Annotated in this window: 22 protein-coding genes; 17 read left to right on the top strand and 5 right to left on the bottom strand. The window is 58.2% G+C overall.

Translation table 11 applies throughout. The annotated features are described in order from the left end of the window. The first annotated feature begins 76 nt into the window (after nt 1–76). The gene (locus tag ACP7E4_RS15170; protein WP_426115678.1) at nt 77–850 is read left to right on the top strand and encodes an ABC transporter ATP-binding protein; all 774 of its coding nucleotides are present in this window, start codon (nt 77–79) and stop codon (nt 848–850) included. Between the two features lie 31 nt (nt 851–881). Here the strand turns inward: ACP7E4_RS15170 and ACP7E4_RS15165 are convergent, their stop codons facing one another. The 4 genes from ACP7E4_RS15165 to ACP7E4_RS15150 are packed head-to-tail and all read right to left on the bottom strand — an operon-like array spanning nt 882 to nt 3,840. Beyond that, complete coding sequence (locus ACP7E4_RS15165; RefSeq protein WP_426115647.1) at nt 882–1,634, bottom strand: GGDEF domain-containing protein; 753 nt, start codon at nt 1,632–1,634, stop codon at nt 882–884. A gap of 14 nt (nt 1,635–1,648) precedes the next feature. Beyond that, the gene (locus tag ACP7E4_RS15160) at nt 1,649–2,035 is read right to left on the bottom strand and encodes a DUF1987 domain-containing protein (RefSeq protein ID WP_426115645.1); all 387 of its coding nucleotides are present in this window, start codon (nt 2,033–2,035) and stop codon (nt 1,649–1,651) included. Nucleotides 2,036–2,054: 19 nt separating this feature from the next. Next, the gene (locus ACP7E4_RS15155) at nt 2,055–2,624 is read right to left on the bottom strand and encodes a SiaB family protein kinase (protein WP_426115643.1); all 570 of its coding nucleotides are present in this window, start codon (nt 2,622–2,624) and stop codon (nt 2,055–2,057) included. After that, nucleotides 2,617–3,840, bottom strand: coding sequence for a SpoIIE family protein phosphatase (locus ACP7E4_RS15150; protein WP_426115641.1), 1,224 nt, complete (start codon nt 3,838–3,840; stop codon nt 2,617–2,619). Before ACP7E4_RS15150 ends, ACP7E4_RS15155 begins: the two co-directional genes overlap by 8 nt. Nucleotides 3,841–4,253: 413 nt before the next feature. Between ACP7E4_RS15150 and ACP7E4_RS15145 the strand changes: the two genes are divergently transcribed. From ACP7E4_RS15145 to ACP7E4_RS15085, 13 genes are all read left to right on the top strand, one after another. After that, complete coding sequence (locus ACP7E4_RS15145; protein ID WP_426115639.1) at nt 4,254–5,573, top strand: ABC transporter substrate-binding protein; 1,320 nt, start codon at nt 4,254–4,256, stop codon at nt 5,571–5,573. Beyond that, a complete protein-coding gene (locus ACP7E4_RS15140; RefSeq protein ID WP_426115637.1) occupies nt 5,570–6,472 on the top strand; it encodes a branched-chain amino acid ABC transporter permease in 903 nt (300 codons plus the stop codon). Before ACP7E4_RS15145 ends, ACP7E4_RS15140 begins: the two co-directional genes overlap by 4 nt. A 41-nt stretch (nt 6,473–6,513) precedes the next feature. Next, nucleotides 6,514–7,413, top strand: coding sequence for a branched-chain amino acid ABC transporter permease (locus ACP7E4_RS15135; RefSeq protein ID WP_426115635.1), 900 nt, complete (start codon nt 6,514–6,516; stop codon nt 7,411–7,413). Then, nucleotides 7,410–8,150 carry an ABC transporter ATP-binding protein gene (locus ACP7E4_RS15130; protein WP_426115633.1) on the top strand — a complete coding sequence of 247 codons (741 nt, stop codon included), beginning with the start codon at nt 7,410–7,412 and terminating at the stop codon, nt 8,148–8,150. The genes ACP7E4_RS15135 and ACP7E4_RS15130 overlap by 4 nt, the downstream gene beginning before the upstream one ends. Beyond that, a complete protein-coding gene (locus ACP7E4_RS15125; RefSeq protein ID WP_426115631.1) occupies nt 8,147–8,881 on the top strand; it encodes an ABC transporter ATP-binding protein in 735 nt (244 codons plus the stop codon). Before ACP7E4_RS15130 ends, ACP7E4_RS15125 begins: the two co-directional genes overlap by 4 nt. Next, nucleotides 8,878–10,311 carry an aldehyde dehydrogenase family protein gene (locus tag ACP7E4_RS15120; RefSeq protein WP_426115629.1) on the top strand — a complete coding sequence of 478 codons (1,434 nt, stop codon included), beginning with the start codon at nt 8,878–8,880 and terminating at the stop codon, nt 10,309–10,311. Before ACP7E4_RS15125 ends, ACP7E4_RS15120 begins: the two co-directional genes overlap by 4 nt. A gap of 59 nt (nt 10,312–10,370) precedes the next feature. After that, nucleotides 10,371–11,123: an SDR family oxidoreductase gene (locus tag ACP7E4_RS15115; protein WP_426115627.1), complete on the top strand. Its 753-nt coding sequence runs from the start codon at nt 10,371–10,373 to the stop codon at nt 11,121–11,123. Nucleotides 11,124–11,191: 68 nt separating this feature from the next. Continuing rightward, nucleotides 11,192–12,316, top strand: coding sequence for a zinc-dependent alcohol dehydrogenase family protein (locus ACP7E4_RS15110; RefSeq protein ID WP_426115625.1), 1,125 nt, complete (start codon nt 11,192–11,194; stop codon nt 12,314–12,316). A 242-nt stretch (nt 12,317–12,558) separates the two neighbouring features. Next, nucleotides 12,559–13,887: a UDP-glucose dehydrogenase family protein gene (locus ACP7E4_RS15105; RefSeq protein ID WP_426115623.1), complete on the top strand. Its 1,329-nt coding sequence runs from the start codon at nt 12,559–12,561 to the stop codon at nt 13,885–13,887. Continuing rightward, a complete protein-coding gene (locus tag ACP7E4_RS15100; protein WP_426115621.1) occupies nt 13,884–14,894 on the top strand; it encodes an SDR family NAD(P)-dependent oxidoreductase in 1,011 nt (336 codons plus the stop codon). The genes ACP7E4_RS15105 and ACP7E4_RS15100 overlap by 4 nt, the downstream gene beginning before the upstream one ends. Then, the gene (locus ACP7E4_RS15095) at nt 14,891–15,634 is read left to right on the top strand and encodes a glycosyltransferase family 2 protein (RefSeq protein WP_426115619.1); all 744 of its coding nucleotides are present in this window, start codon (nt 14,891–14,893) and stop codon (nt 15,632–15,634) included. Before ACP7E4_RS15100 ends, ACP7E4_RS15095 begins: the two co-directional genes overlap by 4 nt. Continuing rightward, nucleotides 15,631–15,915 (top strand): lipid-A-disaccharide synthase N-terminal domain-containing protein, encoded by a 285-nt coding sequence (locus tag ACP7E4_RS15090; protein ID WP_426115617.1) that lies wholly within the window; start codon nt 15,631–15,633, stop codon nt 15,913–15,915. Before ACP7E4_RS15095 ends, ACP7E4_RS15090 begins: the two co-directional genes overlap by 4 nt. Further along, on the top strand, nt 15,912–17,441 hold the full coding sequence (locus ACP7E4_RS15085) for an ArnT family glycosyltransferase (protein ID WP_426115615.1): 1,530 nt from the start codon (nt 15,912–15,914) through the stop codon (nt 17,439–17,441). Before ACP7E4_RS15090 ends, ACP7E4_RS15085 begins: the two co-directional genes overlap by 4 nt. Nucleotides 17,442–17,485: 44 nt before the next feature. Here ACP7E4_RS15085 and ACP7E4_RS15080 read toward each other — a convergent pair whose 3' ends face one another. Next, nucleotides 17,486–17,938: a winged helix-turn-helix transcriptional regulator gene (locus ACP7E4_RS15080; protein ID WP_426115613.1), complete on the bottom strand. Its 453-nt coding sequence runs from the start codon at nt 17,936–17,938 to the stop codon at nt 17,486–17,488. A gap of 316 nt (nt 17,939–18,254) precedes the next feature. Here ACP7E4_RS15080 and ACP7E4_RS15075 point away from each other — a divergent pair, with 316 nt between their 5' ends. The 3 genes from ACP7E4_RS15075 to ACP7E4_RS15065 are packed head-to-tail and all read left to right on the top strand — an operon-like array spanning nt 18,255 to nt 24,113. Beyond that, nucleotides 18,255–19,475 (top strand): efflux RND transporter periplasmic adaptor subunit, encoded by a 1,221-nt coding sequence (locus ACP7E4_RS15075; protein ID WP_426115611.1) that lies wholly within the window; start codon nt 18,255–18,257, stop codon nt 19,473–19,475. After that, nucleotides 19,472–22,681, top strand: a complete 3,210-nt coding sequence (locus ACP7E4_RS15070; protein ID WP_426115609.1) for an efflux RND transporter permease subunit — start codon at nt 19,472–19,474, stop codon at nt 22,679–22,681. Before ACP7E4_RS15075 ends, ACP7E4_RS15070 begins: the two co-directional genes overlap by 4 nt. 1 nt (nt 22,682) lies before the next feature. Beyond that, complete coding sequence (locus ACP7E4_RS15065; RefSeq protein ID WP_426115607.1) at nt 22,683–24,113, top strand: efflux transporter outer membrane subunit; 1,431 nt, start codon at nt 22,683–22,685, stop codon at nt 24,111–24,113. The last annotated feature ends 92 nt before the right edge of the window (nt 24,114–24,205 follow it).

Raw genomic sequence — 24,205 nt, 5'->3', positions numbered from 1 at the left:
CGCGGCAGCCCCTGCCTTCAGCACCCGTACGCGTCTATCGCCAATACCGGCGGCCAACGGCACGAGGCTTTTGTCTGTGGAGGGAATCAGCAAGACCTTCCAGCTGCCCAGACACAAAGGCGAGCCGACTTCATTTCAGGCATTACAGGGTGTCAGTCTGGAGGTTTACCCCGGTCAGACAGTGGCGATCGTCGGCGAGTCAGGTTCCGGCAAGAGCACTGCCTTGCGCATTGCATTGGGACTGGAGCAGCCCACTGAAGGCCGCATAATCTTTGACGGCCGAGACGTTACCAACCTCAGCTGGAGGGAATTTCGCCCCCTTCGCCAGCGCATGCAACTGGTACAGCAGAACCCCTTCGCCGCACTTGATCCGCGCATGACTATTTTCGAAAGCGTGATAGAACCGCTGGTGTCATTTGGCCGACTAAAGGGGCGAGAGCTTGAACAAGCAGCGCGCAAACTGATGGAGCGAGTTCATCTGCCAGTGACCTTTCTGGACCGGTTACCTCGCGAACTATCAGGCGGGCAACGCCAGCGCGTTGCCATCGCTCGTGCGTTATCGCTGCAACCGGACTTATTGCTTCTGGATGAGCCGGTGTCGGCTTTGGACGTCTCGGTTCAAGCACAGATTCTCGATCTGCTGGCCGAACTACAGACCGAACTGGGATTGGCCTACCTGCTCGTTTCCCATGATCTGGCGGTCGTTGCCAATGTCGCGCATCAGGTGTTGGTGCTGCGTCACGGCAAGGTGGTTGAACAAGGGACGACCGACCAAGTCTTCAAAAACCCGCAGGCGGCCTATACCCAGGAGCTGCTGGCGGCGGTGCCAGGGCAAAAGCGCAGCGCCTGATTGAAAGCCGACATGAGGTATTGACTCGGCATCACAATTCTTCAGCTTGCTCCACACGATTTCGCCCCGCCCGCTTGGCGCGATATAACGCTGCGTCGGCCGAGCCGTAAGCGGTGTCAAAGGTCGTCCCACAGGCGCTGGCGCTGACGCCAAAGCTCGCGGTGATTTGCCGGTTTACCGGATCGGCGAATACATGGCTGGCAATCGCGTCGCGCATGGCTTCTGCCAGTTCCAGTCCACGCGTCAGGTCTTCACCGGCAATCAACACTGTGAACTCCTCGCCGCCGACGCGACCGATCTTGCCAGTGTCTGCAACCACCTTGCGCAGGCACCCGACAATGCCCTGGATGACCGCGTCGCCGGCGGGATGACCAAACTCGTCATTCACGTGCTTGAAGTGGTCAATGTCCAGCACCACCAGCACGGCACCGTTTTTCTGCAGCGCCTGGACCGCCAGCTCGATGATCGCCCCGCGATTGAGTATTCCGGTCAGGGCGTCGTGAGTGGCACGGTATTCAAGCTGGCCCGCCAGCGTCTGCAACTGCGTATTGAGCAAATTCATTTCTCGCTCGGCACGGTCGCTTCTGCCGATCAACCGGCGCATTTCGCGCAGCAGTCGCTCGTAATGAGAGGCAAGATCAGCCAGTGATCGCCTGTAGATTGATGCCTCGGCATCCGTCACAGCCAGGATCGAGCGGGCATGTTCGAGCGCATCCGTCTCGTTTTTAAACAAGTCAGGAACCGCGTCACTCGAAGCGCAAATGGGTGTGACTGAAGCTGACATGACCGTCATCCTCATCAAGTGGTGATTGGATGGTCGTTGAACGTGACCGCCGTGAAGTCAGCCTTCAATTCCTCGCCGAATTCAAAAATCGTTTCGTCTTCTTCGTCGTGATACCAGTTCACCTCGATGCGGTTTCCAGCCTGGGCAGCTTGATCCAGGGCATCGAATATGTTGAACAGGATTTTGGTGCTGGAACTATTGAAATAGGCCAGTGCGATATTAACGGTGATGGTTGCGCTGTCTCGCTCAAGCAGAAAAGCGCGTAGTTGCTGCACGACAGGAGCATAAAAAGCAGCGGCATTTTCCGGGTACGACTCGCCCTTCATCGAAAGAAGATCCTGATCAAAGCGAAAATCGATCTCCGGCGAAGTTGCGGTTGCTTCGATGTAGAAATTATCCATGCTAGATAGGCCACTCATTTCAAATGATCGCTTTGAGGCAGAACAATGTGGTGTCGGGATCATCTGCTCTCGGGTGAAAGCCAAACTCCAAGGGGGCGCTTGCGTCTCGCGCCATGGTCAGAAAACCCAGCCCGGCGCCCTTGCTGTCTGCAGGAGTCTCCGAGCGCAACGTTACCTTGTAAGCAGCCTTGATTTCTTCAAGTGACATGTTGCGCAAAGGCTCCAGCTTTTCCCGCAGGCGCTCGACATCTGTCGTCGCAATGGGGTTGGCGCAAAGCATCAGATGGCGCTCGCCTTCGGTACTGATGCAGACAGCGCCCTGGCGAAGCACCGAATTCTCGGAAAGAGCTGCTCCAAGAGCGTCGGAGGAATAGTGAATAATATTCTGCGAAAGTTCGACGAAAGACGAAAACAACTTGCGTCTCGTTGGCCCACTCACTCCTGAGATCTCCAGCTGGAGTTTGACCACCTCCGCCATTGCCGAAATAACATGGTGGGAGAAGTAACCCTTGTGATAGAAAATCACGTTTTGTCGACTGGCCAATTCGAAGAATGAACCATCCTGTTGAACGCTAGATGAATTAAGCATTTTGATTCCTGAGGCGGGCACAGAACAGGGTCAAGTCATCCCGACGGGTTTGCTCGCCCTGCCAGTTGAGCAGCGTATTTTTTAAAGCGTCACAGATGGCCGCTGATGGCTGGGCACGATGTTGCAGTATTGTGTCGAAGGCCTTGCGCTTGCCAAAGCCAATGCCTTTAGGTCCGCCGATCTGATCGGTAAGCCCATCGGTGGCGATGAAGAGAATGCTGCCAGGCAACATCGGCACGGCGGCGGGCACCCACTCAAAGTCATAATCGCTATCGACGTAGCCGACACCCATCCGCTGGCCTACGAAGGTCTGAAGCTGCTCCGAGTCTGTATGCAGTACGTGCAGTGACATGCGCGCACCCGCGAAACTCAGCACCTGCGTGGCGTTGTCGAACCAGAAAAACGCCGCATCCAGTCCGTCATCTGATTCCGGTGTGCCATCCAGCCCATCGATCTGTCCGAGCAACCCCTTCACGCCACGGTTCACCGCAGATAAAAGAGCGGCAGGGTCGCGCGGCCCGATTTGCCCCAGCGCCTGGGTCAGCGACGACGACGCAATCAAGGTCATGAAGGCGCCCGGCACGCCATGCCCCGTGCAATCGGCGATTGCCCCGAACCAGCCCTCGGGATAGGCACAAAAATGATAGAAATCGCCGCCCACTACATCGCGTGGTTCCCACAACAGCGCGGCGTCATCCAGCGTTGAGGCCAATGCATCGCGGGAAGCTCTGAGCATGGCCCGTTGAATGACGCTGGCGTACTCAATGCTCTGCATCATCTGACGGTTCTTTTCCGCTTGCATGGCAGCCACTACCGCCATCAACTGCAAGCCATTGCCCAGACCTGCGAACCGGCCTTCACGGGTCACGATGAAACCGTCAGCAAGCGCTTTTTCGCCAAACTCCACCGTTTTGAAGGTCAGTTCCTCGATGCTCATTCCGGAATCGACCACCAAGGGCTCTTTGTCCATAAACGCAATGCAGCTCTTGCGGTCATACAGCTCGCGGTGAAAGGGTTTGCTCATCTGCGACATGAAGATATTTCGATTGATCAGCCCAATGGGTCGCTCGCCCTCGACCACGGCAAGACACACCATCTCGCGATGCGCGGTGAAGATGTCCATGACCTTGATGTTGGTGCTGTCCGAGTCGATGCCGGGCACCTCGTTGCACAAATCATCTGCACAGCGATGGTCCCTGGGCAGTGTTGGTCGCATGAATGTGAACTGTTCTGCCTGCATGCTCGCGTCATCGTGGCTGACTAAAGCTCATATCCTGACACGCTGATGTTAAAGTGATATTACAGCGCCTTTTTCATTTTGCTTCCCGACTGCCCTGGCAATGGGGCCGTGACGTCGTGAAAAAATCATCGCTGCCCCCTGGATTATCGTCACCCGCCCTCCTCAATTTCGTCTATCCCTGCCTTGTCCAGGTGACAGCAGGCGCGGCAGTTGTCGCAGCCTTGGACTACCTTTCCCTGCGCACGGTTGTCCATTAACAGGTCGACTTGACCATTCAGCGCTCACGAACGCGGGGTTAGACAAAAGCAAATTCCCCTAACACACCCGTAGCGGCAACCTGTAATTCGCTGCAAATAACAAAAACAACAACAGCCCAAGAGGCCTCTCCCATGCGCAAGAACAAGCTGCATTCCCTCGCTTTCCGTCTTCTCACGTGCGCTGCCATGGGGCTTTCAACGCTCCCGGCCTATGCGGACTCTGCAAAACCAGAAGTGCTCAAGATAGGTATCACGACGTTTATGTCGGGATCAGCCTCCGTTTTCGGGATGCCGGCCAAAGTGGCTGCCGAAATGTACATCGAGGAGCTGAATGCGGCAGGCGGCATTGAGGGTGTGAAAATCGAGCCGACCTTCATCGATGAAGGCGTTGGGGGCGACCGTCTTCTTTCCGAGTATCGCCGCGTGGTTCAAGAGCAAGGCGCGAAAGTGATGCTTGCGTCCATCTCCAGTGGGAACTGCAACACCCTGGCCCCGGTAGCCGAAGACCTGAAAGTGGTCAATATCCTTTGGGATTGCGGCACTGAAAAAGCCTTGGAAGGCCATGACTATAAATACGTCTTCCGTACCCAGGCGAACGCAGTGACCGAAATGGTTTCCAGCGTTCTCTACCTGCTTAAAACCAAACCCGATTTCAAAACCATTGCAGTGGTCAATCAGGACTACGCATGGGGCCGCGACTCCTGGGAAATATTCAGTGCCACTCTTAAACAGCTCAAGCCTGATGTAAAGATCGTGGCAGAACTGTTCCCCAAGTTTGGTGCTTCCGATTTTTCCGCAGAAGTCAGCCGGCTGCAGGTGCTGCGACCTGACGTTATCTTGAGCACCTCCTGGGGTGGTGATCTCGATACGTTTATCAGGCAAGCAAGCCAGCGCGGCTTGTTGCGCACTTCGCAGTTTTTCTTGCCACTGGGTGAAACTTCCCTGGAGCGACTTGGCAGCGTGCTTCCGGACGGAGTGCTGATTGGCGCGCGCGGCGATCACTATTTCCTCCACCCTCAATATGTCAACGACGCTCGGCACAAAGCGTTTGTCGAAAAATTCAAAGCCCGCACTGGCTCGTATCCCATCTATTCGGTTTATCACATGATCCAGGCGCTCGACGGCATGAGCGCGGCCTTCCGTAAGTCCATCGCTGACAACGGCGGCAAATGGCCGGACGAGGAGCAACTTGCCAGTGCGTTTCGCGGCCTGGAGTTTCGTGGTTTGACCAGCCCGGTACGGATTCGAGCCGAGGATGGCCAAGGTATGGAAACTCAACTGTTCGGCATGACCACCTCCAGCCCTGATTACAAATTCAAAGTGCTCAAAGACATCATGCTGGTGCAGGCCGACCGGATCACCACGCCGGCGGGCCAGAAGTCTTCCGAGTGGGTCAAGACCGTAACGCCAGCACTGTTGGAGGAAGTTAAACCCGCAAGTACCCAGCCATGAGCCGCGATATTTTCATCCTGGCATTGCTGGACGGAATGTCATACGCGGGCCTGCTGTTTCTCGTTGCGCTTGGCCTTACCTTCATCTTCGGAGTCGTGCGCATCCTGAATGTGGCGCACGGCAGCCTCTACGCATTTGGCGGCTACGGTGCTGCATCGCTGGGCTTATGGCTCGGGCAAGGGAGCGAATCGGCTTTTTTCTCGGTAATCCTGCTCGTCACCGGCGCAATTGCCGTCGGCGTGGTGATGGGTACTGTGCTGATGCTGCTGCTCAGACGCTTTCAAGACCGCGACCCGATCCTGCAACTGCTGGTGACGTTTGGGGCATTCATGATCTTCGAGGACGTTCAACGTCTGGTCTGGGGCACGCAACCGTACTTTGTCGCCGATGTAGTCAATCAGATGGGCACCTCTGAGTTGATGGGCGTCGTGTACATGAACTATCAGCTGTTCTTCGTACCTGGCGCTGCCGTCGCGGTCTACTTTGCTCTCAAATGGTTTCTGAATCAGACACTGACAGGCAAACAGATCGTCGCGGTGACCCACGATCGCGAGGTCGCTACCGCGCTGGGCATTAACGCGAAGCGCATCGCCTACCTGACGTTCGTAGTCGGGGCAGTGCTCGGTGCGCTTGGCGGGGCACTGGCCTCACCCACCACTTCCCTGGTGCCGGGGATTGGCGCGGACATGATCGTGCTCTCCTTTGCGGTTGTCGCGAGTGCCGGCCTGGGACAAATCACCGGCGCCTTACTGACGGCGCTGATGATTGGCTTGTCGCGTTCCTTCTGCGTTTACCTGGCTCCGGAAATGGAAGTGGTCATGCCTTATCTGATCATGGTTCTGGTTCTATTGGCGCGTCCACAAGGGCTGTTTACTGTGGTTCAGGCGAGGAAAATCTGATGCGTTCATTACTGATTGCAGGCATTTCTGTTGTATTGATCATGGGGCTGGCCCTCGCATTTCCATGGCTGAAACTGCCTCTGATCCTTGCACTTTGCTACGGCCTGGCGGCGCTGGGTATCGTCGTGCTACTGAGAGCGGGGCAGATTTCTTTCGGTCATGCAATGTATGCATGCATCGCTGGATACGTGGTCGCTTTTCTTGGCCAGCGTTATCCGTCGCTGGACGGTCTGTTGTTAATCGCCGCAGGAACCGTCGCAAGTATTCTGGCGAGCATGCTCATCGGGGCTTTCGTCGTTCGCTATCGTGAAATCTTCTTCGGCATGTTGAATCTCGCCATCTCCATGGTGCTGTTTACGGTGCTGGGCAAGTTTTACAACTTTACCGGTGGCACCGACGGGCTGCGCATCAATCGCCCTGACCTGCTGGGCTTCCAGATGGAACGTTCGCCTTTTGAGCTATCCCTGCTCGTGCTGGTTCTGGCGATCTCTCTGCTGGTGATCTTCGGCGTACAACGTTTCTTTGAATCCAGCGGTGGCCAGGCCCTGTCCGCAATCAAGACCAACGAAACACGGCTCGAATATCTAGGCATCTCGGCCAAGAAAGTCTTGTGGAAGGGCTACGTTCTGTCGGCATCACTTTGCGGACTGTCGGGCTCGTTGTTCGGCTTGTCGCAAGGCCTGGTGACGCCGGAAATGGGTTACTGGCTTCGCTCAGGAGAGTTTGTCTTCATCGCCATTCTCGGCGGTGCCGGACACGCAGTAGGTGCGTTCGTGGGAGCCATCCTCTACGAATTTCTCAAGATGTATGCGGCCGCGTTGGTCAGCGGGTCCTGGCAGCTGGTGCTGGGTGTCATTTTGATTGTGATCATTTACTTCCTGCCAAAGGGGCTGACCGGCCTGTTGCGCAAACGCAAAGCCCTCGCTGGAGGTGACGCATGACCGCTCTCTTGCAGACCCAAAACCTGACGCTGGCATTCGGTGGTCTGGTCGTGGCCAACGGCATCGATTTCAGCCTGGAGGAAGGTGAGCGGTTGGCGGTGATCGGCCAGAACGGCGCGGGAAAAACCACGTTCATCAATATTTGTACTGGCCTGCTCAAGCCCAATGACGGAAGTGTGCGATTTGCCGGCAACGACATCACCGGGCATTCGCCGCGCAGCATTGTCCGTCGCGGTATGGCTCGATCCTTTCAGCTGCCGCAATTATTCCTGGAACACAGCGTCCGTGAATGCCTGCAATTGGCGGCAGTGGCTCGGCAAGCCAGTTTATCTTCATGGAAAAGGCTTGCCGGCTCCAGCTCAGACCAGGAAATAGACAGAATGCTGTTCTTGATCAGCCTGCGTGATCGCCAGCACGAACTCTGTATCAATCTGCCCGAAGGCCAGCGCAAGCTCCTCGACGTGGGCATGTCCTTGATGCTGAACCCCCGGCTTTTGATTCTTGATGAGCCCACCAGTGGCGTTTCAACGGAAGAAAAGCACGGCGTAATGGAAATCCTCATGCGCGCCCTGGACGAGCAGCGGGTAACGGCGATCTTCGTTGAGCATGATGTGGATATCGTCAAGCGCTACGCCACCCGAGTAGCCGCCTGGATCAATGGCGCAATCGCAGCGGATGGATCGCCGTCCAGCGTGCTGGCCGATCCAACAGTAAAACGCGAGGTACTCGGGATATGAGCAGCAACGTAATGCTTGGCTTAAGCAATGTCAGTGCTGACATTCTCAGGGTCCCCATCCTGCGGCGTATCCATGCCGAGCTGCCCAAGGGCAGCATCATTGCGGTGGTTGGTCGCAATGGCGCGGGCAAGACCACGCTGTTGCGCACAATCATGGGCCTGGTAGCACTCAAGGAAGGACAGATTCTGTTCGATGGCAATGATCTTGCCCATGTACCGGCCCACGGTCGAGCGCGCTTGGGAATCGGCTATGCACCGCAAGAGCGGGTGATGTTTCCTACGCTGTCCGTAGAGGAAAATCTTCGCCTGCCCTGCCAGGTCGCGGGCATGAACAAGCAGGCGGTGAATGACCGCCTTGAACTGACGCTGGACGTTGTTCCGCAGTTGCGCCCAATGCTCAGCCGCTCAGGCGCCGCGCTGTCCGGCGGGCAAGGAAAAATGGCGGCGCTCGGTCGAGCGTTGATGATCGGGACACGTCTGATCCTTCTCGATGAGCCGTTCCAGGGACTCGCTCCAGCGCTTGCGTCTGAATACAGCAATGCACTCAAGCGTTTGCAGGAACGTCTGCCCGAGCTATGCATCCTGGTCACGGAATCCAACGGCAGCCTTCTCAAGGATGTCCCCGACCAGATTTTGCACATTGAGCGAGGCGAGCTCTCAGTCTTCGACCCGACCACAAGTGCTTCATCATCTGACCATTTCAATCCTCAGCCTAGGGAGGCGCAGCAATGAGTACGCTTTTTATCGCGGGTAAAAAAGTCTCTGCCACCGGCGGACAAAGCATCCCGGTTTATTCTCCGGTGACGGGTGAGGCTTATGCTGAAATCGCTCGCGGCCAGCCCGAAGACGTCGACCGCGCCGTGGCGGCAGCACGGGCAGCACTGAGCGGGGAATGGGGCAATTTGAGCGCAACGGAGCGTGGCCGCATTCTCGTGCGCATCGGCAACAGCGTGCTCGCCAATATCGACGAGCTTGCCGAAATCGAAGCCAGGGACACCGGCAAGCCTCTGCCACTGGCGCGCAAGGACATCGAAGCGTTGGCGCGTTACTTCGAGTTTTATGGTGGTGCGGCGGACAAAGTCCACGGCGAAGTCATTCCCTACCTCTCGGGATATTCGGTCAATGTTGTCCGCGAACGGTGCGGTGTGGTCGGCCACATCATTCCCTGGAACTATCCGGCACAGATGCTCGGCAGGACAATTGCTCCGGCGTTGGCCATGGGCAACGCCTCGGTGGTCAAACCCGCCGAAGACGCCTGCATGACATCCCTGCGCTTCGCAGAACTGGCGACCGATGCCGGCCTGCCGGCGGGTGCCCTGAACATCGTTACAGGTTTCGGGCGCGAAGCCGGAGCCGCCCTGGCCGGGCATCCTGATATCAACTTGATTACCTTTACCGGCTCGCCGGAGGTCGGCGTTTCCATTCAGACCGCAGCGGCCGCCAATCATGTGAAGTGCGTTCTGGAACTGGGCGGCAAATGCCCACAAGTAGTCTTCGCCGACGCCGACCTGGACAAGGCCGTACCGGTGATTGTCGGTGCGATTATTCAGAACGCCGGCCAGACGTGCTCAGCTGGCAGTCGACTGCTGGTGCAGCGTGAAGTCTATGACCAGGTCGTTGAGCGGGTTGCAGCGCGCTTTCGTGAAGTTCGCGTCGGCTTGCCCGAGACGTCCCCCGATTGCGGCCCGATCATTACCAAAGCGCAGTTCGGTCGGGTCAAGCAATTTATCCAGGAGTGCAAGGACAGCAACCTGCCGGTCATCGCCGAAGCGATGATGGACAGTGACCTCCCTGAAGCGGGCTACTACGTTCGGCCCGCAGTCTTCGGCCCCGTCCCGCGCGATCACAAGCTCGCCCTTCATGAGGTGTTCGGCCCGGTTTTGGCGGTACTTCCTTTCGATGATGAAGACGATGCGGTTGCCCTGGCAAACGGCACAGAGTATGGCCTCGTCGCCTCTATCTGGAGCGAGAACGGCGCACGTCAACAGCGGATGGCGAAACGGCTGGAGGGCGGTCAGGTATTCATCAATTGCTACGGCGCGGGGGGCGGTGTCGAGCTGCCTTTCGGCGGTATCCGCAAGAGTGGCCACGGCCGTGAAAAAGGCTTGCTCGCGCTGGATGAATTCAGCATCACTAAAACCGTGGTCTGCCACCACGGTTGAATCGACGGACACTTGTTAACTTACAACTTTCTACCCAGGAATCAGTCACGGAGAACAACATGGCTCAGCTCAATAACAAGATTGCCATTGTCACGGGTGCCGCCAGTGGTTTCGGCGCCTGCATCGCTCGTCGTTACATTGAGGAAGGCGCCAAAGTCGTTTTAGCTGATATCAATTACCAAGCTGCCAATCTGCTCGCGAACGAACTTGGCGCCAACGCTATCGCCGCTGCGTGTGACGTAACCAGCGCTGAACAGGTGCAAGCCGCCGTCGATCTATGCGTGAACACCTTCGGCGTACCGGACATTGTCGTCAATAACGCGGGCACTACCCATCGCAATCAGCCGCTGATGGATGTTGACGAAAAAACGTTTGATCGGGTCTTCGCCGTGAATGTGAAATCCATTTTTCACATGACCAAAGCCATCGTCCCACTGATGCGCGAACGCAAAAGCGGCTCCATCATTAACGTGGGTTCTGTTGCAGGTATTCGTCCACGTCCGGGGCTGACCTGGTACAACGGCTCCAAAGGGGCCGTCAATCTGCTGTCCAAATCGCTGGCTGTAGAGCTGGGCCCTGATGGAATCCGGGTCAACAATATCTGCCCGGTGTTGGGTGAGACCGCGCTGCTCGAAGATTTCATGGGCATGCCTGACACGCCCGAGAACCGTCAAAAGTTTCTCGCCACGATCCCCCTCGGACGCTTTTCCACGCCGAACGATGTCGCTGCGGTTGCAGTCTTTTTGGCAACCGACGATGCGGCTTTCCTGAACGGCGTGGAATTGCCGGTCGACGGTGGTCGAGTCGTTTAATCGGCCGCCGACAAACGAGTTGCGGTTAACCAAGTGACTCATGACAAAAACCGAAGGGGCAATCTTCGATGCAAATTCGCGCCGCTGTACTCGAAAAAATGGGAGCACCTGCGCCCTACTCCGTTAGCAAGCCACTAAGCATTCAAGACGTTGAGCTGGAAGGCCCTGGCCCAGGTGAGGTCTTGATAAGGATCGCTGCTGCGGGAATCTGTCATTCCGACCTGTCGGTGATCGAAGGCGTGAGGCCTCGTCCGCTGCCCATGGTGATCGGGCACGAAGCTTCAGGTGTGGTGGAAGCTGTGGGTCCGTATGTGTACGACCTGACTCCTGGCGATCACGTCGTTACCGTATTCGTCGCATCCTGCGGACACTGCGTCTCGTGCTCAGGTGGACGCCCGGCACTTTGCGAGCCAGGTTCGGCAGCAGGCGCCGCAGGCACACTTCTGCGCGGAGTAAGGCGCCTCAGCTCGAAAGGTCATGCGCTGAACCACCACTCCGGCGTCTCCTGCTTCGCCGAATATGCCACCGTCTCGGCGCATTCGCTGGTCAAAATTGACCCATCAATTGCCCTTGAACATGCGGCTTTATTTGGGTGCGCCGTGCTGACCGGGGTTGGCGCGGCAATCAATACAGCGCGGATTCAGCTTGGAAACACCGTTGCCATCGTCGGCATGGGTGGGGTAGGAATGGCCGCCCTGCTAGGCGCTTATGCAGCAGGTGCAGCGCAAGTAATCGCCATTGATACCAATCCCGACAAACTCGATAAAGCCAAGTCTCTCGGCGCAACGGCGACGTTCAATGCGCTGGATGAAAACGTCGTAGAGCTGGTCAGGGACTGGACCAAGGGTGGCGTCGATGTGGCGCTGGAGTTTGCTGGAGCAGCACCGGCACTGGATCTGGCCTGGCGCATTGCCAAGCGTGGTGGCGAGGTTGTCACCGCCGGGCTCGCGCCCCCCACTGCAACCTTTGCGGTGCCCATGGTCACGCTGGTAGCTGAAGAACGCTCACTTCGTGGCAGCTACATGGGCAGTAGCGTCCCCTCCCGCGACATTCCTCGATACCTGGAGCTATTCAAACAAGGCCGTCTTCCCATCGACCAGCTTGTCACTCATCGAATGAATCTTGATGACATCAATGTTGGCATGGACAGGTTGAAAGAGGGAAAAGCGATCCGGCAACTCATAACCTTTTGATCCTGACTTGAAAGGATCCGGGCCGGCTCTCAGCCGGCCTTTCGCATTCCAAACGCATTCAAACGTCTATCGCCAACCTCTCCGGCCCTTCCTTCAAACCGCTCAGCCCCCTACCAAGCCCTCCGCTCAATGAGCCCAAGGCGTCATCGTTCCTTAACACCTTTATGACATTCATCTTGCAGCGCTCGGTCAGGCATCCCGATAGACAAGCGATGTTTTGTGAATCAGAGGAAAGCGGACAGATGAAAGTGACAGTGTTCGGAACGGGTTATGTAGGACTCACCCAAGCCGCCTGCCTGGCCGAAGTGGGCCACACGGTTTGCTGCGTGGATGTCGACCAGGAGCGTATTGACGCCCTGCGCCAAGGCATCTGTCCCATTTTCGAGCCTGGTCTGGCGCAACTGCTGCGTAACGGACTGGACAGCAAGCGACTGCGGTTCACCACCGACGAGGCCCAAGGCAGTCGCTTTGCTGAGCTGGTATTCATCGCAGTCGGCACGCCCCTGCAAGCCGACGGTCACGCTGACCTGACCCAGGTGCTCACGGTGCTGCGTTCGCTGCTCAGGCACGCCGAAGGGGCGCGGATCATTGTCAATAAATCCACCGCGCCGGTGGGTACTGTCGACCGCCTGCGCCTGGAAATCGCTGCCAGCCCAAGGTGTAATGAAGGCTTTGAAGTGATCAGCAACCCGGAGTTTCTCAAGGAAGGTTCAGCCGTCAACGACTGCCTGCGCCCGGACCGCATTATCGTCGGCGGCGCCAGCCCGGCGGCACTGGAGCGTTTGCGCGAGCTTTACCAGCCATTCAGCCGTAACCGCGAGAAGTTCGTGGTCATGGATGCTCGAAGCGCCGAGCTGACCAAGTACGCCGCCAACTGCCTCTTGGCGACCAAGATTTCCTTCATCAATGAGATGGCCAACCTGGCTGAACGGCTGGACGCCGATATCGAACAGGTGCGGCTGGGCATCGGCGCTGACCCGCGCATTGGTTACGACTTTATCTACCCGGGATGCGGTTTCGGCGGCTCATGTTTCCCCAAGGATCTGCACGCCCTGCTCAGGACTGCCGAGGAGCACGGTATGGACGCTTCTCTGCTGGGCGCCGTGGAGCAGGTCAACCGCCGCCAGAAAAACCGTCTGTTTGAAAAGATCCACGCTCATTATCAAGGCTCACTCAAGGGTAAAGTCTTTGCTGTCTGGGGGCTTGCGTTCAAGCCCAATACCGACGATATCCGTGAGGCGTCCAGCCTCGCTTTGCTCGAAGCGCTTTGGGCAGCCGGCGCTCAGGTCCAGGCACATGACCCGCAAGCCATGCAGGCAATCCAGCGGCAATATGGCTCGCGCAGCGACCTGAATCTGGCGCACTGCAAGGAAGACGCACTTGAGGGCGCTGACGCTCTGGTGGTGATTACTGAATGGCAGGATTACCGGGTGCTGGATCTGGATCGGCTCGGTAAACAACTGCGTGACCGGGTGGTGTTCGACGGCCGCAATCTTTTCGATCCTATACAGGTGCGTGACGCGGGATTGACTTACTACGGCATTGGCCGTGGGCAGGCGGCCCAGCCATGACCGTGCTGGTGACCGGCGCCGCCGGTTTTATCGGGTATCACGTCGCCAGACAGCTGTGCGAGCAAGGCATTGAGGTGGTCGGTGTCGACAACCTCAACGCTTACTACAGCGTTGAGCTCAAGCAAGCCCGTCTGGCGATGCTCCAGTGTCTGCCGGGTTTTACTTTTCAGCGTCTGGACATCACCGACTTTGTCGGTCTGTCTGCGCTGTTCGAGCGGCACGGCTTCGAACAGGTTATTCACCTGGCGGCCCAGGCCGGTGTGCGTTATTCGCTGGAGGACCCGGGTGCCTACGTCCAGTCGAATCTGGTCGGTTTCATCAATGTGCTCGAAGCCTGTCGGCACCATCGCCCGGCGCATCTGATCTACGCTTCGAGCAGCTCGGTCTACGGCGCTAACCAGCGCATGCCCTTTCAGATCGAGGATGCGGTCGACCGGCCACTGTCACTGTATGCCGCCAGTAAACGGTCCAACGAACTGACGGCGTACAGCTACTCGCACCTCTACGGCCTGCCCGCCAGCGGCTTGCGCTTTTTCACTGTGTACGGCCCTTGGGGTCGCCCGGACATGGCGCTGTTCAAGTTCACCCGCGCCATGCTCGCCGGGGAGCCTATCGAGCTCTACAACCATGGGCAAATGGCGCGGGACTTCACCTACATCGATGACATTGTCGAAAGCGTTCTGCGCCTGCGTCTGCGCCCTCCCGTCGCTGTCGACAATGTGCCACCGCATCAACTCTTCAACATTGGCCGGGGTCAGCCGGTCACGCTGCTGGAGTTCGTCAATTGCCTGGAGGCAGCGCTGGGTTTGCGCGCAGAACGTCGCAACCTGCCGTTGCAGGCTGGCGATGCGCTGAAAACCTGGGCTGACGTTTCCGCTCTGGCGCGCTGGATCGACTTTCAACCGCAGGTGTCGCTCGACGCCGGCGTCCGCGCCTTCGTCACCTGGTATTGCGAGCATTACCAGGTCCAGGTCTGTCTGCCATCTTCACAACAGGGACATCAATGACTGTGCCGATTTTTCTTTCCGTAGTGATTCCCGCCAAGAACGAAGCCGACAACCTGCCAAGCTTGTTGGCGGAGGTGCGCAACGCGTTGTCCGCGGAACGCTACGAAGTGCTGGTGGTTGACGACGGCAGCACCGACGACACCTTGCCAGTGCTGCGCGCGTTGATGGACGGCGGTTTCCCGGAACTGCGGGTTCTGCGCAACGAGCGCTCGCTGGGGCAAAGCACCTCGATCTACGGCGCGGCTCAGGTTGCCCGGGGCACTTGGCTGGCGACGCTTGACGGCGACGGACAAAACGATCCCGCAGACATCCCCGGCATGTTGCAACTGGTGCGTGCTCGCGCAGAACGCGCCGATGCCATTCAACTGGTGGCCGGGCACCGGGTGAACCGTCGCGACACCGCCAGCAAGCGTTGGGCCTCACTGTTCGCCAACGGTCTGCGCAGGCGACTGCTCAAGGATTCCACGCCCGATACCGGTTGCGGTCTCAAACTGGTCGAGCGTGAAGCTTTCCTGCGCCTGCCGTATTTCGATCATATGCACCGGTTTATTCCGGCACTCATCCAGCGCCACAACGGGCGCATGTTGATCCATCCGGTCAATCATCGTCATCGCCAGGCCGGGGTGTCCAATTACGGCAATCTGGACCGTGCGTTGGTGGGCATTCTCGATCTGTTCGGCGTCTGGTGGCTGATCCGCCGCACCCGCCTGAACAGCCAGCCGCAGGAGCTGAACCGATGAGAATTGATAGCGCGACCCTCTGGCTGATCCTCGGTTTTGTCGGGCAGGCGGTATTCACCGGCCGTTTCGTCCTGCAATGGCTGTACAGCGAATTCAAGAAGCGCAGCGTCATCCCGGTGGGCTTCTGGTATCTGAGTATGCTTGGCAGTTCCCTTTTGCTGGTCTACGCCATCTATCGACAGGACCCGGTATTCATCGCTGGCCAGTCCTTCGGACTGGTGGTGTACCTGCGCAACCTTCAGCTGATCAATCAGCAAGCCAAGTCACTCAAGGAGTCATGACCGTGCGACCTACCCTTTCGGTGCGCGTCGAAGGTTGGCTGCTGGTGGTGTTTGCCGTGTTGCTGATCGGCGCCGGACTGGGTCTGCGCCAGTCACAGAATGTGGATGAGGAACGCTTTCTGGGCGTCGCGCTGGAAATGCTGCAGAGCGGTTCGTGGTTCGTGCCGCACCGGGCGGCAGAGATTTACGCCGACAAGCCGCCACTGTTCATGTGGACCGTAGCGTTCTTTACGTGGCTGACCGGCCGAGCGGAAATCGCGCTGTACCTGCCGGGTTTGCTGTCGGCCGCCACCACCACCGCTGTGCTCTACGATCTGGGCAACCGTCTATGGAACAGACGCACCGGACGCTACGCCGCCCTGCTGTTCCTTGCCACCTATCAGACCTACAGCATCTTGCGCACCGGCCAGATCGACAGTTTTCTGTGCCTGTGGATCGCGTTGGGTTTCTATGGACTGGTTCGCCACTTGTTACTGGGGCCGGCCTGGGGCTGGTTCTACCTGGCTTGCGCGGCCATGGGCCTGGGCATTATCAGTAAGGGTGTGGGCTTCGTGCCCGCGTTGATGCTGATTCCTTATACGTATGCCGTGCGCAAGGGCTGGCACGGCGTGGTGGCAATGCCCGGACGGGCTGCTCGCTGGGCGCTTGGCCTGCTGGTGGTGCTGTTGGCCTGCTGCTTCTGGCTGGCGCCGATGGTTATCTCGGTCATGCGCGACGGCGGGCCGGAAGGCATTGCCTATCTGCGCGAGATACTCCTGCATCAGACCGCCAATCGCTATGCCAGCGCCTGGGACCATCGCGAGCCGTTCTGGTACTTCCTCGTCAAGGTTATCCCGCAATATTGGCTACCGCTGGTGTTGGCGCTGCCGTGGCTGATTCCGGCGTGGCGTCGGCAGCTGTCCAAGCGCGACGGCCGGGTGCTGGTGCTGCTTGGCTGGGTGTTGCTGGTGCTGCTGTTCTTCAGTCTCTCCAGCGGCAAGCGCAAGATTTACATCTATCCGGCTTTACCCGGCCTGGTACTGGCTGCCGCGCCATTGGTACCCTGGCTGCTGCGGCGCTGGTTCGCCGACCGCGTCTGGGCCCGGCGAGTTTTCCTCGGAGCGACTGCGGCCTGGTTTAGCCTCTGGTTTGCCCGAGGATTCATCGAGCCCGTCATGGAGGGCGACAATCCTCATCAGCGCCTGATGGAACAAGCCGCCGAACTGACCCACGGTGCCGACCTGGTGCTGGTCAACTGGCGCGAAGGCCACTGGCTCTACGCGCGCCAGCCTCTGGTGCATTTCGGTTTCGCTCACACTTCATCGATTGAACAGGCAGCCGGCTGGTTGCAAGCGCACCCGAGCGCCTATGCGTTGGTGCCTGATGCGCAACTGGCCAGGTGCTTTATCCAGGACAAGGCCTACCCGCTGGGCCAGACGTCCCGGGCTGACTGGTTCATCGTTGGCGTCAACGCCGACAACGGCCAATGTCGACCGGCCAGCCCTGCTTCCGTCTACCGTTTCGTCTGGGGTCCGAGCGAACGTTGACGGGCCGCTGTGTGCATATCGTTCGGGCGCGCTTGCCGTCTGGCTCACTCCCTGCCCTCAGGAAAGACACATCCGCCATTGCGCACCAGCGCCTTCACCTCTTCGCTCACCTGCAGGAGGTTCTGACTTAATCGAGCAACGAACTCCTTGCGACGCAGCAGGTACGACTCCGAATCGTGCTTCGCGCTCCACAGGGCTACGTTAAGCACGATGGGAATGAGGTCCAGGCCCTTCTCGGTCAGCGTATAAAAGTCCTTGCGCCCGTCGTCGGGGCTGGGCGCCCTTGAGAGAATTCCTTGCTGCTCAAGAAATACAAGGCGGGAAGCAAGGACATTGGTCGCAATTCCCTCTTCCGATTTACGGAACTCGCCATAGGTCTTCTTGCCGACAAAAACGATGTCGCGAATGATCAACAGCGACCATCGGTCGCCGAAGATCTCCACACCGTAGTTCACCGCGCAATGGGACCGAATGTCTTCTTTACAGGTCGTTTTCATGCCCGCGATCTTAACATCGCTTGCATGCCGCAAGTAAATCCCTACCTATTAATTGCTTTCCACAAGTGAAATGCCTCGGCATGTTTGCATGTTGAGCGTGGTCGCCGGATCGCGCCGCCAGTCCATCAATTGAAGGGCCGGATCCTCGTGAATACTACTAACCGTAATGCCAGCATTGAGCCGTAACGTAATTCCGCACGGAACAGCGGATGCACTTGCACAAATGGTGGGGACGCCTCCGACTACCGGTCAGCGCTTCGCAAAGATCCTGTCTACGCTTCTGTTTGGGGTAAATATACGGATCGTAGAGGTCGGCATGATGACGGACGTTGTCAAACCGCGCGTGGGCATGCCCTTTGCCCTGCTGATAGGGATTTCCAGCCTTGTTGCTGGCTGTGGCAAGGAGCCTGCCCCGCCGCCCCGCCTGGCGCCAGACGTCACTGTGATGACGATTACCGCCCGTGATACCCCCGTCACTTTCGAGTTTGTCGCCCAGACCCAAAGCTCGCGCGAGGTCGAAATCCGCGCGCGCGTCGCCGGCTTTCTGGACCGTCGTCTGTACACCGAAGGCGACCTGGTCAGGACCGGGCAGACGCTATTCCAGATGGACCGCAAACCTTTCGAGGCAGCGCTGGCCTCCGCTCAGGGTCAGATGGCCCAGCAGCAAGCGCGCTATGAGGTGGCCAAGGCCACCTTGGCCCGCGTCCGTCCCCTGGCGGCGCAAAATGCGGTCAGTAAAATGGATCTGGACAACGCCGTCGGAGCTGAACGTGAGACCCGGGCTGCCGTCCTTGCTGCAGAAGGCTCGGTGCGCACCGCACAGCTGAACCTCAGTTACACCACTATTACCTCGCCCCTGAACGGTCTTTCAAGCGATGCAAAAAAACAGGAAGGCAGTTACGTGACACCTGGGGAGTCAGGGTTGCTGACTTCTGTTTCGCAGATGGACCCTATTTACGTCAACTTCAGCCTCTCGGAAAACGAAACGCTCAAATACCGCGACGACATCGCCGCAGGACGTCTCAAGTTTCCACCCCGTAGCGACTTTGTCGTCGAAGTGGTGCTGGCTGACGGCACCGTAGCGCCCGACAGAGGCAAGGTGAATTTCCTGGCGCCTTCATTCAGCCAGCAGACCGGGACGTTCCTGGTCCGGGCGGTGCTCGCCAACCCAAACGGCCTGCTCCGACCCGGCCAGTTTGTGCGTGCCCTGGCCAAAGGTGCTACTCGACCAAACGCCATTCTGGTCCCGCAGAAGGCCGTTCTGGAAGGTGCCAAGAGCCATTTTGTCTGGATCGTCGATAGCGAGGGCAAACCCCAGCAACGCATTGTAGAAGTTGGCGAATGGCAGGGTGATAACTGGTTTATCACCAAGGGTCTACGTGCCGGCGAACGCATCGTGGTGGATGGCGCCCTGCGGGTTACCGCCGCAGGCGCGGTCAGAATCGTCGATGTGCCTGGGGCCGATCCGGCGGCGGCGGCACCCGCGCAACCCGCTAACGCTGGCTCGTCGGGCGCAGCCAGCGGGAATAAGCCATGAGCATCTCCCACTACTGCATTGAGCGGCCGATCTTCGCCTCGGTGATCTCTATCATCATCACCTTGGCGGGCGCGGTGGCCATGCTTCAATTGCCCGTTGCTCAATACCCGGACATCACGCCTCCGCAAATCACAGTGGCAGCGACCTATCCAGGTGCGGATGCGCAGGTTGTAGCCAATAACGTCGCAGCGCCAATCGAGCAGCAGGTCAATGGCGCTGACAACATGATCTACATGAACTCGTCGAGCTCCGCGACTGGCAACATGACCCTTAACGTGTTCTTCGAGATTGGTACCGACCCTTCGCTGGCCCAAGTGGATGTGCAGAACCGGGTCAATCTGGCCCTGCCGCAACTTCCCTCGGCAGTGCAGAGCCAAGGCATCCAGGTGCAGAAAAAATCCTCGGCATTCATGATGGTGCTGGCCGTGTATTCCGCAGGCGACCGTTATGACAGTACCTACGTGGCTAATTACGCCAACCTTTATCTCCTGGATGCGATCAAGCGCATTCCAGGCGCCAATCAGGCCAGCATTTTCGGCACGCCGGATTATGCCATGCGCATCTGGCTCAAGCCCGACCGCATGGCTCAGTTGAGCATTACCGCCGCCGACGTGCAGAAAGCAGTGGCCAATCAGAACCAGCAGTTCGCTGTGGGACGTGTTGGCCAGTCGCCAACCGGCGCGCCTGTGGAACAGTCATTTGCCGTGACCACCAAGGGCCGTCTGACCGAACCTGCGGAATTTGAAAACATCATTCTGCGTGCCAGCAATGACGGGGCAGCCATCGTCAGATTAAGGGACGTCGGGCGTGCTGAACTTGGACAGAAAGACTATTCCTTGCGCAGCACCTACCAAGGCAAGCCGGCCACGCTGATCGCGGTATATCAACAACCCGGCGCCAATGCCCTGGATGTTTCCGCGGCAGTCACCAAGACGTTGGCGGACATGAAGGCGACGTTTCCCGAGGGCATCGACTACAAGATTGTCATGGACACCACCGCCTTCACCCGCGCGTCGATTTCCGAGGTGATCCACACGTTCTTCGAAGCCTTGGTGCTGGTAGTCATCGTGGTGTTTCTATTCCTGCAGAGTCTGCGTGCCACGCTGATCCCGGTGATCGCTGTGCCGGTGTCGATTGTCGGCACCTTTATCGGCATGTCTGCCCTGGGGTTTTCTGTGAACATGCTGACGCTGTTCGGCATGGTATTGGCCATCGGTATTGTGGTGGACGATGCGATCGTGGTGATCGAGAACGTCGAACGCAACATGCACGTCCATCAGATGACGCCCAAAGACGCTGCCAAGCGCGCCATGGACGAAGTGGCTGGCCCGGTCGTGGCCATCGTGCTGGTGCTGTGCGCCGTGTTCATTCCGGTGGCGTTCATGGGCGGGATCACCGGCCAGCTTTACAAACAGTTCGCCATTACCATCGCCATATCCGTGGTGATCTCCGGCCTGGTCGCCCTGACCCTGTCGCCAGCCCTGGCCGCTCTGCTGCTCAAACCGCAGCACGGCGACAAGAATGTTTTCTTCCGTTGGTTCGAACGCAGTTTCGAGCGCATTACCGAAGGCTACTCACGCTCAGTCGCGTTCATGATCAAGCGCTTCGTCCTGGCGCTGCTGCTGTTTGTCGGCATGATCGTGCTGCTCGTGTTGATGGCACAGCGCATACCCAGTGCCTTCCTGCCACCGGAGGATCAGGGCTATCTGCTGGGCGCCGTGATCATGCCAGACGCTGCCAGCCTGGATCGCACTGGCGAGGTGGGGAAAGTCGCCAGTGACTTCTTCATGAATGATGGCGCCGTCGAAGGTGTGGCCATCGTTAACGGCTATAGCCTGCTCGATGGGCAGAACAAGAACAATGCCGCTGCGTTTTTCGTAGGTTTCAAGGACTTCGAAGGACGCTACAAGGATTCGGACACCATCAGGCAACAAAGCGCCCCGGCGGTTATTCAAAAGGCGGCCCATGCATTTTCAACGGTGCAGGAAGGCATCATTCTGCCCGTCAATCCGCCGTCGATTCCTGGCCTGGGCACCACCGGCGGGATGGAGGTGTGGATTCAGAGCAAGGGCGATGCGCGCATCGATCAACTGGCAGAAGTGGTCAGCAATCTCGTGGCAAAAGCCAAGGAGCGCCCCGAACTGGGCGCCATTACCTCCACGTTCAACGTCTTTTCCCGTCAACTGATGGTCGAGGTGGACCGGGAAAAAGCCGAGAGCCTGGGGGTACCGGTGGAAGATGTCTACAGCACCATGCAGACCATGTTTGGCTCGCTGTACGTGTCTCAATTCAACAAGTTCAGCCGGCTGTGGCAAGTCATCCTGCAAGCCGAGCCGGCCTATCGGCTCAAGGCCGAGGATCTGCAACAAATCTATGTGCGCAACAAGAACCTTGAGATGGTGCCGCTCAAGGCCCTGCTGACTACCCGATACGTCACTGGCCCCGACTTGCTCACTCGTTTCAATAACTTCCCGGCAGTCAAACTCACCGCTAATCCGGCCCCCGGCTTTAGTTCCGGTCAGGCGCTGGCTGCCCTGGAGGAGATCAGCGCAGAAATCATGACTAACGACTATGCGCTGGCCTTGAGCGGCGAGGCGTTCGAAGAGAAAAAGAGCGGTGGTGCCTCCTCCCAGGTGTTCATTTTCGGCCTGGTGATGGTGTTCCTGATCCTCGCAGCCCAATACGAAAAATGGTCACTTCCCGTCGGTGTCCTGCTGGCGGTGCCCTTCGCGTTGTTCGGTGCCCTGCTCGCCGTCCTGATCCGGGGCCTGAGCAACGACGTCTACTTCCAGATCGGCTTGACTATGCTAGTGGCTCTCGCCGCCAAGAACGCCATCCTGATTTTCGAGTTTGCGGTCCTCAACCGGGAAAACGGCATGTCCGCCTACGACGCCGCCATGGTCGCGGCGAAAGAGCGCTTGCGCCCTATCGTGATGACCTCCCTGGCATTCATCCTGGGCTGCGTACCGCTGGCCATTGCAGTGGGTGCGTCGGAGAACAGCCGTCATTCCATAGGTACCGGGGTAATCGGCGGAATGCTGGCGGCCACAGTGATCGCGATTTTCTTCATTCCGTTGTTCTACTACCTGGTAGAACGGTTGTTCGGGGAAAAGGACGCTGCTCAAACGCCTGCCGAGCCAAAACAGCCAATGTCCTCGGCGCAGTTGCCCGACGGAGCAGCGCAAAGCCGGCATGAGGGGGATTAACATGCATCAGTCCTCGGTCCCGCTGTTGCTGTGTCTGGCCTTGGCCGGGTGCATGGTTGGCCCGGATTATCAGCCCCCGGATATTGAAACCCCCGCTGCCTACCGCTATGCCGACCACGAGGCCAGGAATCTATCCAATACACTGTGGTGGGAGCAGTTCCAGGACCCGGTTCTTAACGAGTTGATCCGCAGTGCGTTGCTTGAGAACAAAGACATCAAGATTGCCGCTGCGCGGGTAGAGGAATTTCAGGGCCGCTATGGTGAAACGCGTTCTTTGTTGTTTCCTCAGGCAGGGCTCGGCGCGCAAGGTCAGCGCAGCCGGTCTCCCCGAAACAACGGCCCGGTACCACTGGACTCGTCCATCGACCCGGTGTTCAACAACTATCAAGCCATCCTCAGCGTGAACTGGGAGCTGGACATCTGGGGCCGTCTGCGTCGCCTCAATGAATCCGCCCGCGCCGATCTACTCGCCTCCGAAGAAGGACGCCGTAGCGTCATACTCAGTCTGGTGTCATCGGTGGCCTCAAGTTACGTGACGTTGCGCGATCTGGACCGCGAATTGGAGATCGCCCGCACGACCGCCAAGGTGCGGGGTGACTCCTTTGATATATTCAAACTGCGGTTCGGTGCCGGCACCATCTCCGAAATGGAATTGGCACAGAATCAATCCGAATACCAGCGCACCCTGGCTTCAGTGGCCCAGCTTGAGCCTCTGGTCGCGCAACAGGAAAACGCGTTGGCCGTACTTCTCGGGCGCAACCCGGGACCCATCCTTCGGGGTCGCGATTTGGCGGATCTGACGCTGCCATCGGTGCCCGCCGGTTTACCGTCGGATTTGCTGCACAGGCGTCCCGATCTACGTCAGGCGGAGTTGAACCTGATTTCCGCAAACGCCCAGATCGGGGCGGCCAAGGCCCAGTATTTCCCGACCATTTCCCTGACGGGCCTGCTGGGCTCAGTCAGCAATCAGCTCTCGAACCTGTTCACCGGACCCGCCGCCACCTGGTCCTACGGCGTCGCTGCGAGCGCGCCAATCTTCACGGGCGGGGGCATCGCCGGGCAGGTTCAACAAGCAGAAGCCTTCCAGCAACAGGCGCTGCTCACTTACCAGAAAGCGATTCAATCATCCTTCAGCGATGTTGAAAATGCGCTGATCGCATCCAGTAAATCTCGCGAACAGATGGCGTTTCAGGCACGGCAGGTCGAGGCGCTGCGCACATATGCTTATTACGCGCGTTTGCGATACGACAACGGGTACACCAGTTACATCGAGGTGCTGGATGCCGAACGCAGTCTGTTTGATGCCGAGTTAAATTACACACGCACCCGCGGCACAGTCTTCACTTCAATGATTGATCTGTACAAGGCTACTGGCGGCGGATGGGTTGCACAGGCGGAGAAACTGACAACGAATGATGCGCCAAGCCAATAAACGCAGGGGGCCATTGCCGAAATCAAGTAACACAACTTCATCTCAACAACACCCCGAGCTCGGTGAGGGTACATATGCTAAAGAGGCTTATT

The organism is Pseudomonas sp. DSP3-2-3 (genome assembly GCF_049898225.1).
In the GTDB taxonomy this organism is placed as follows: domain Bacteria; phylum Pseudomonadota; class Gammaproteobacteria; order Pseudomonadales; family Pseudomonadaceae; genus Aquipseudomonas.
This window is presented reverse-complemented; position numbering and strand designations above follow the sequence as displayed.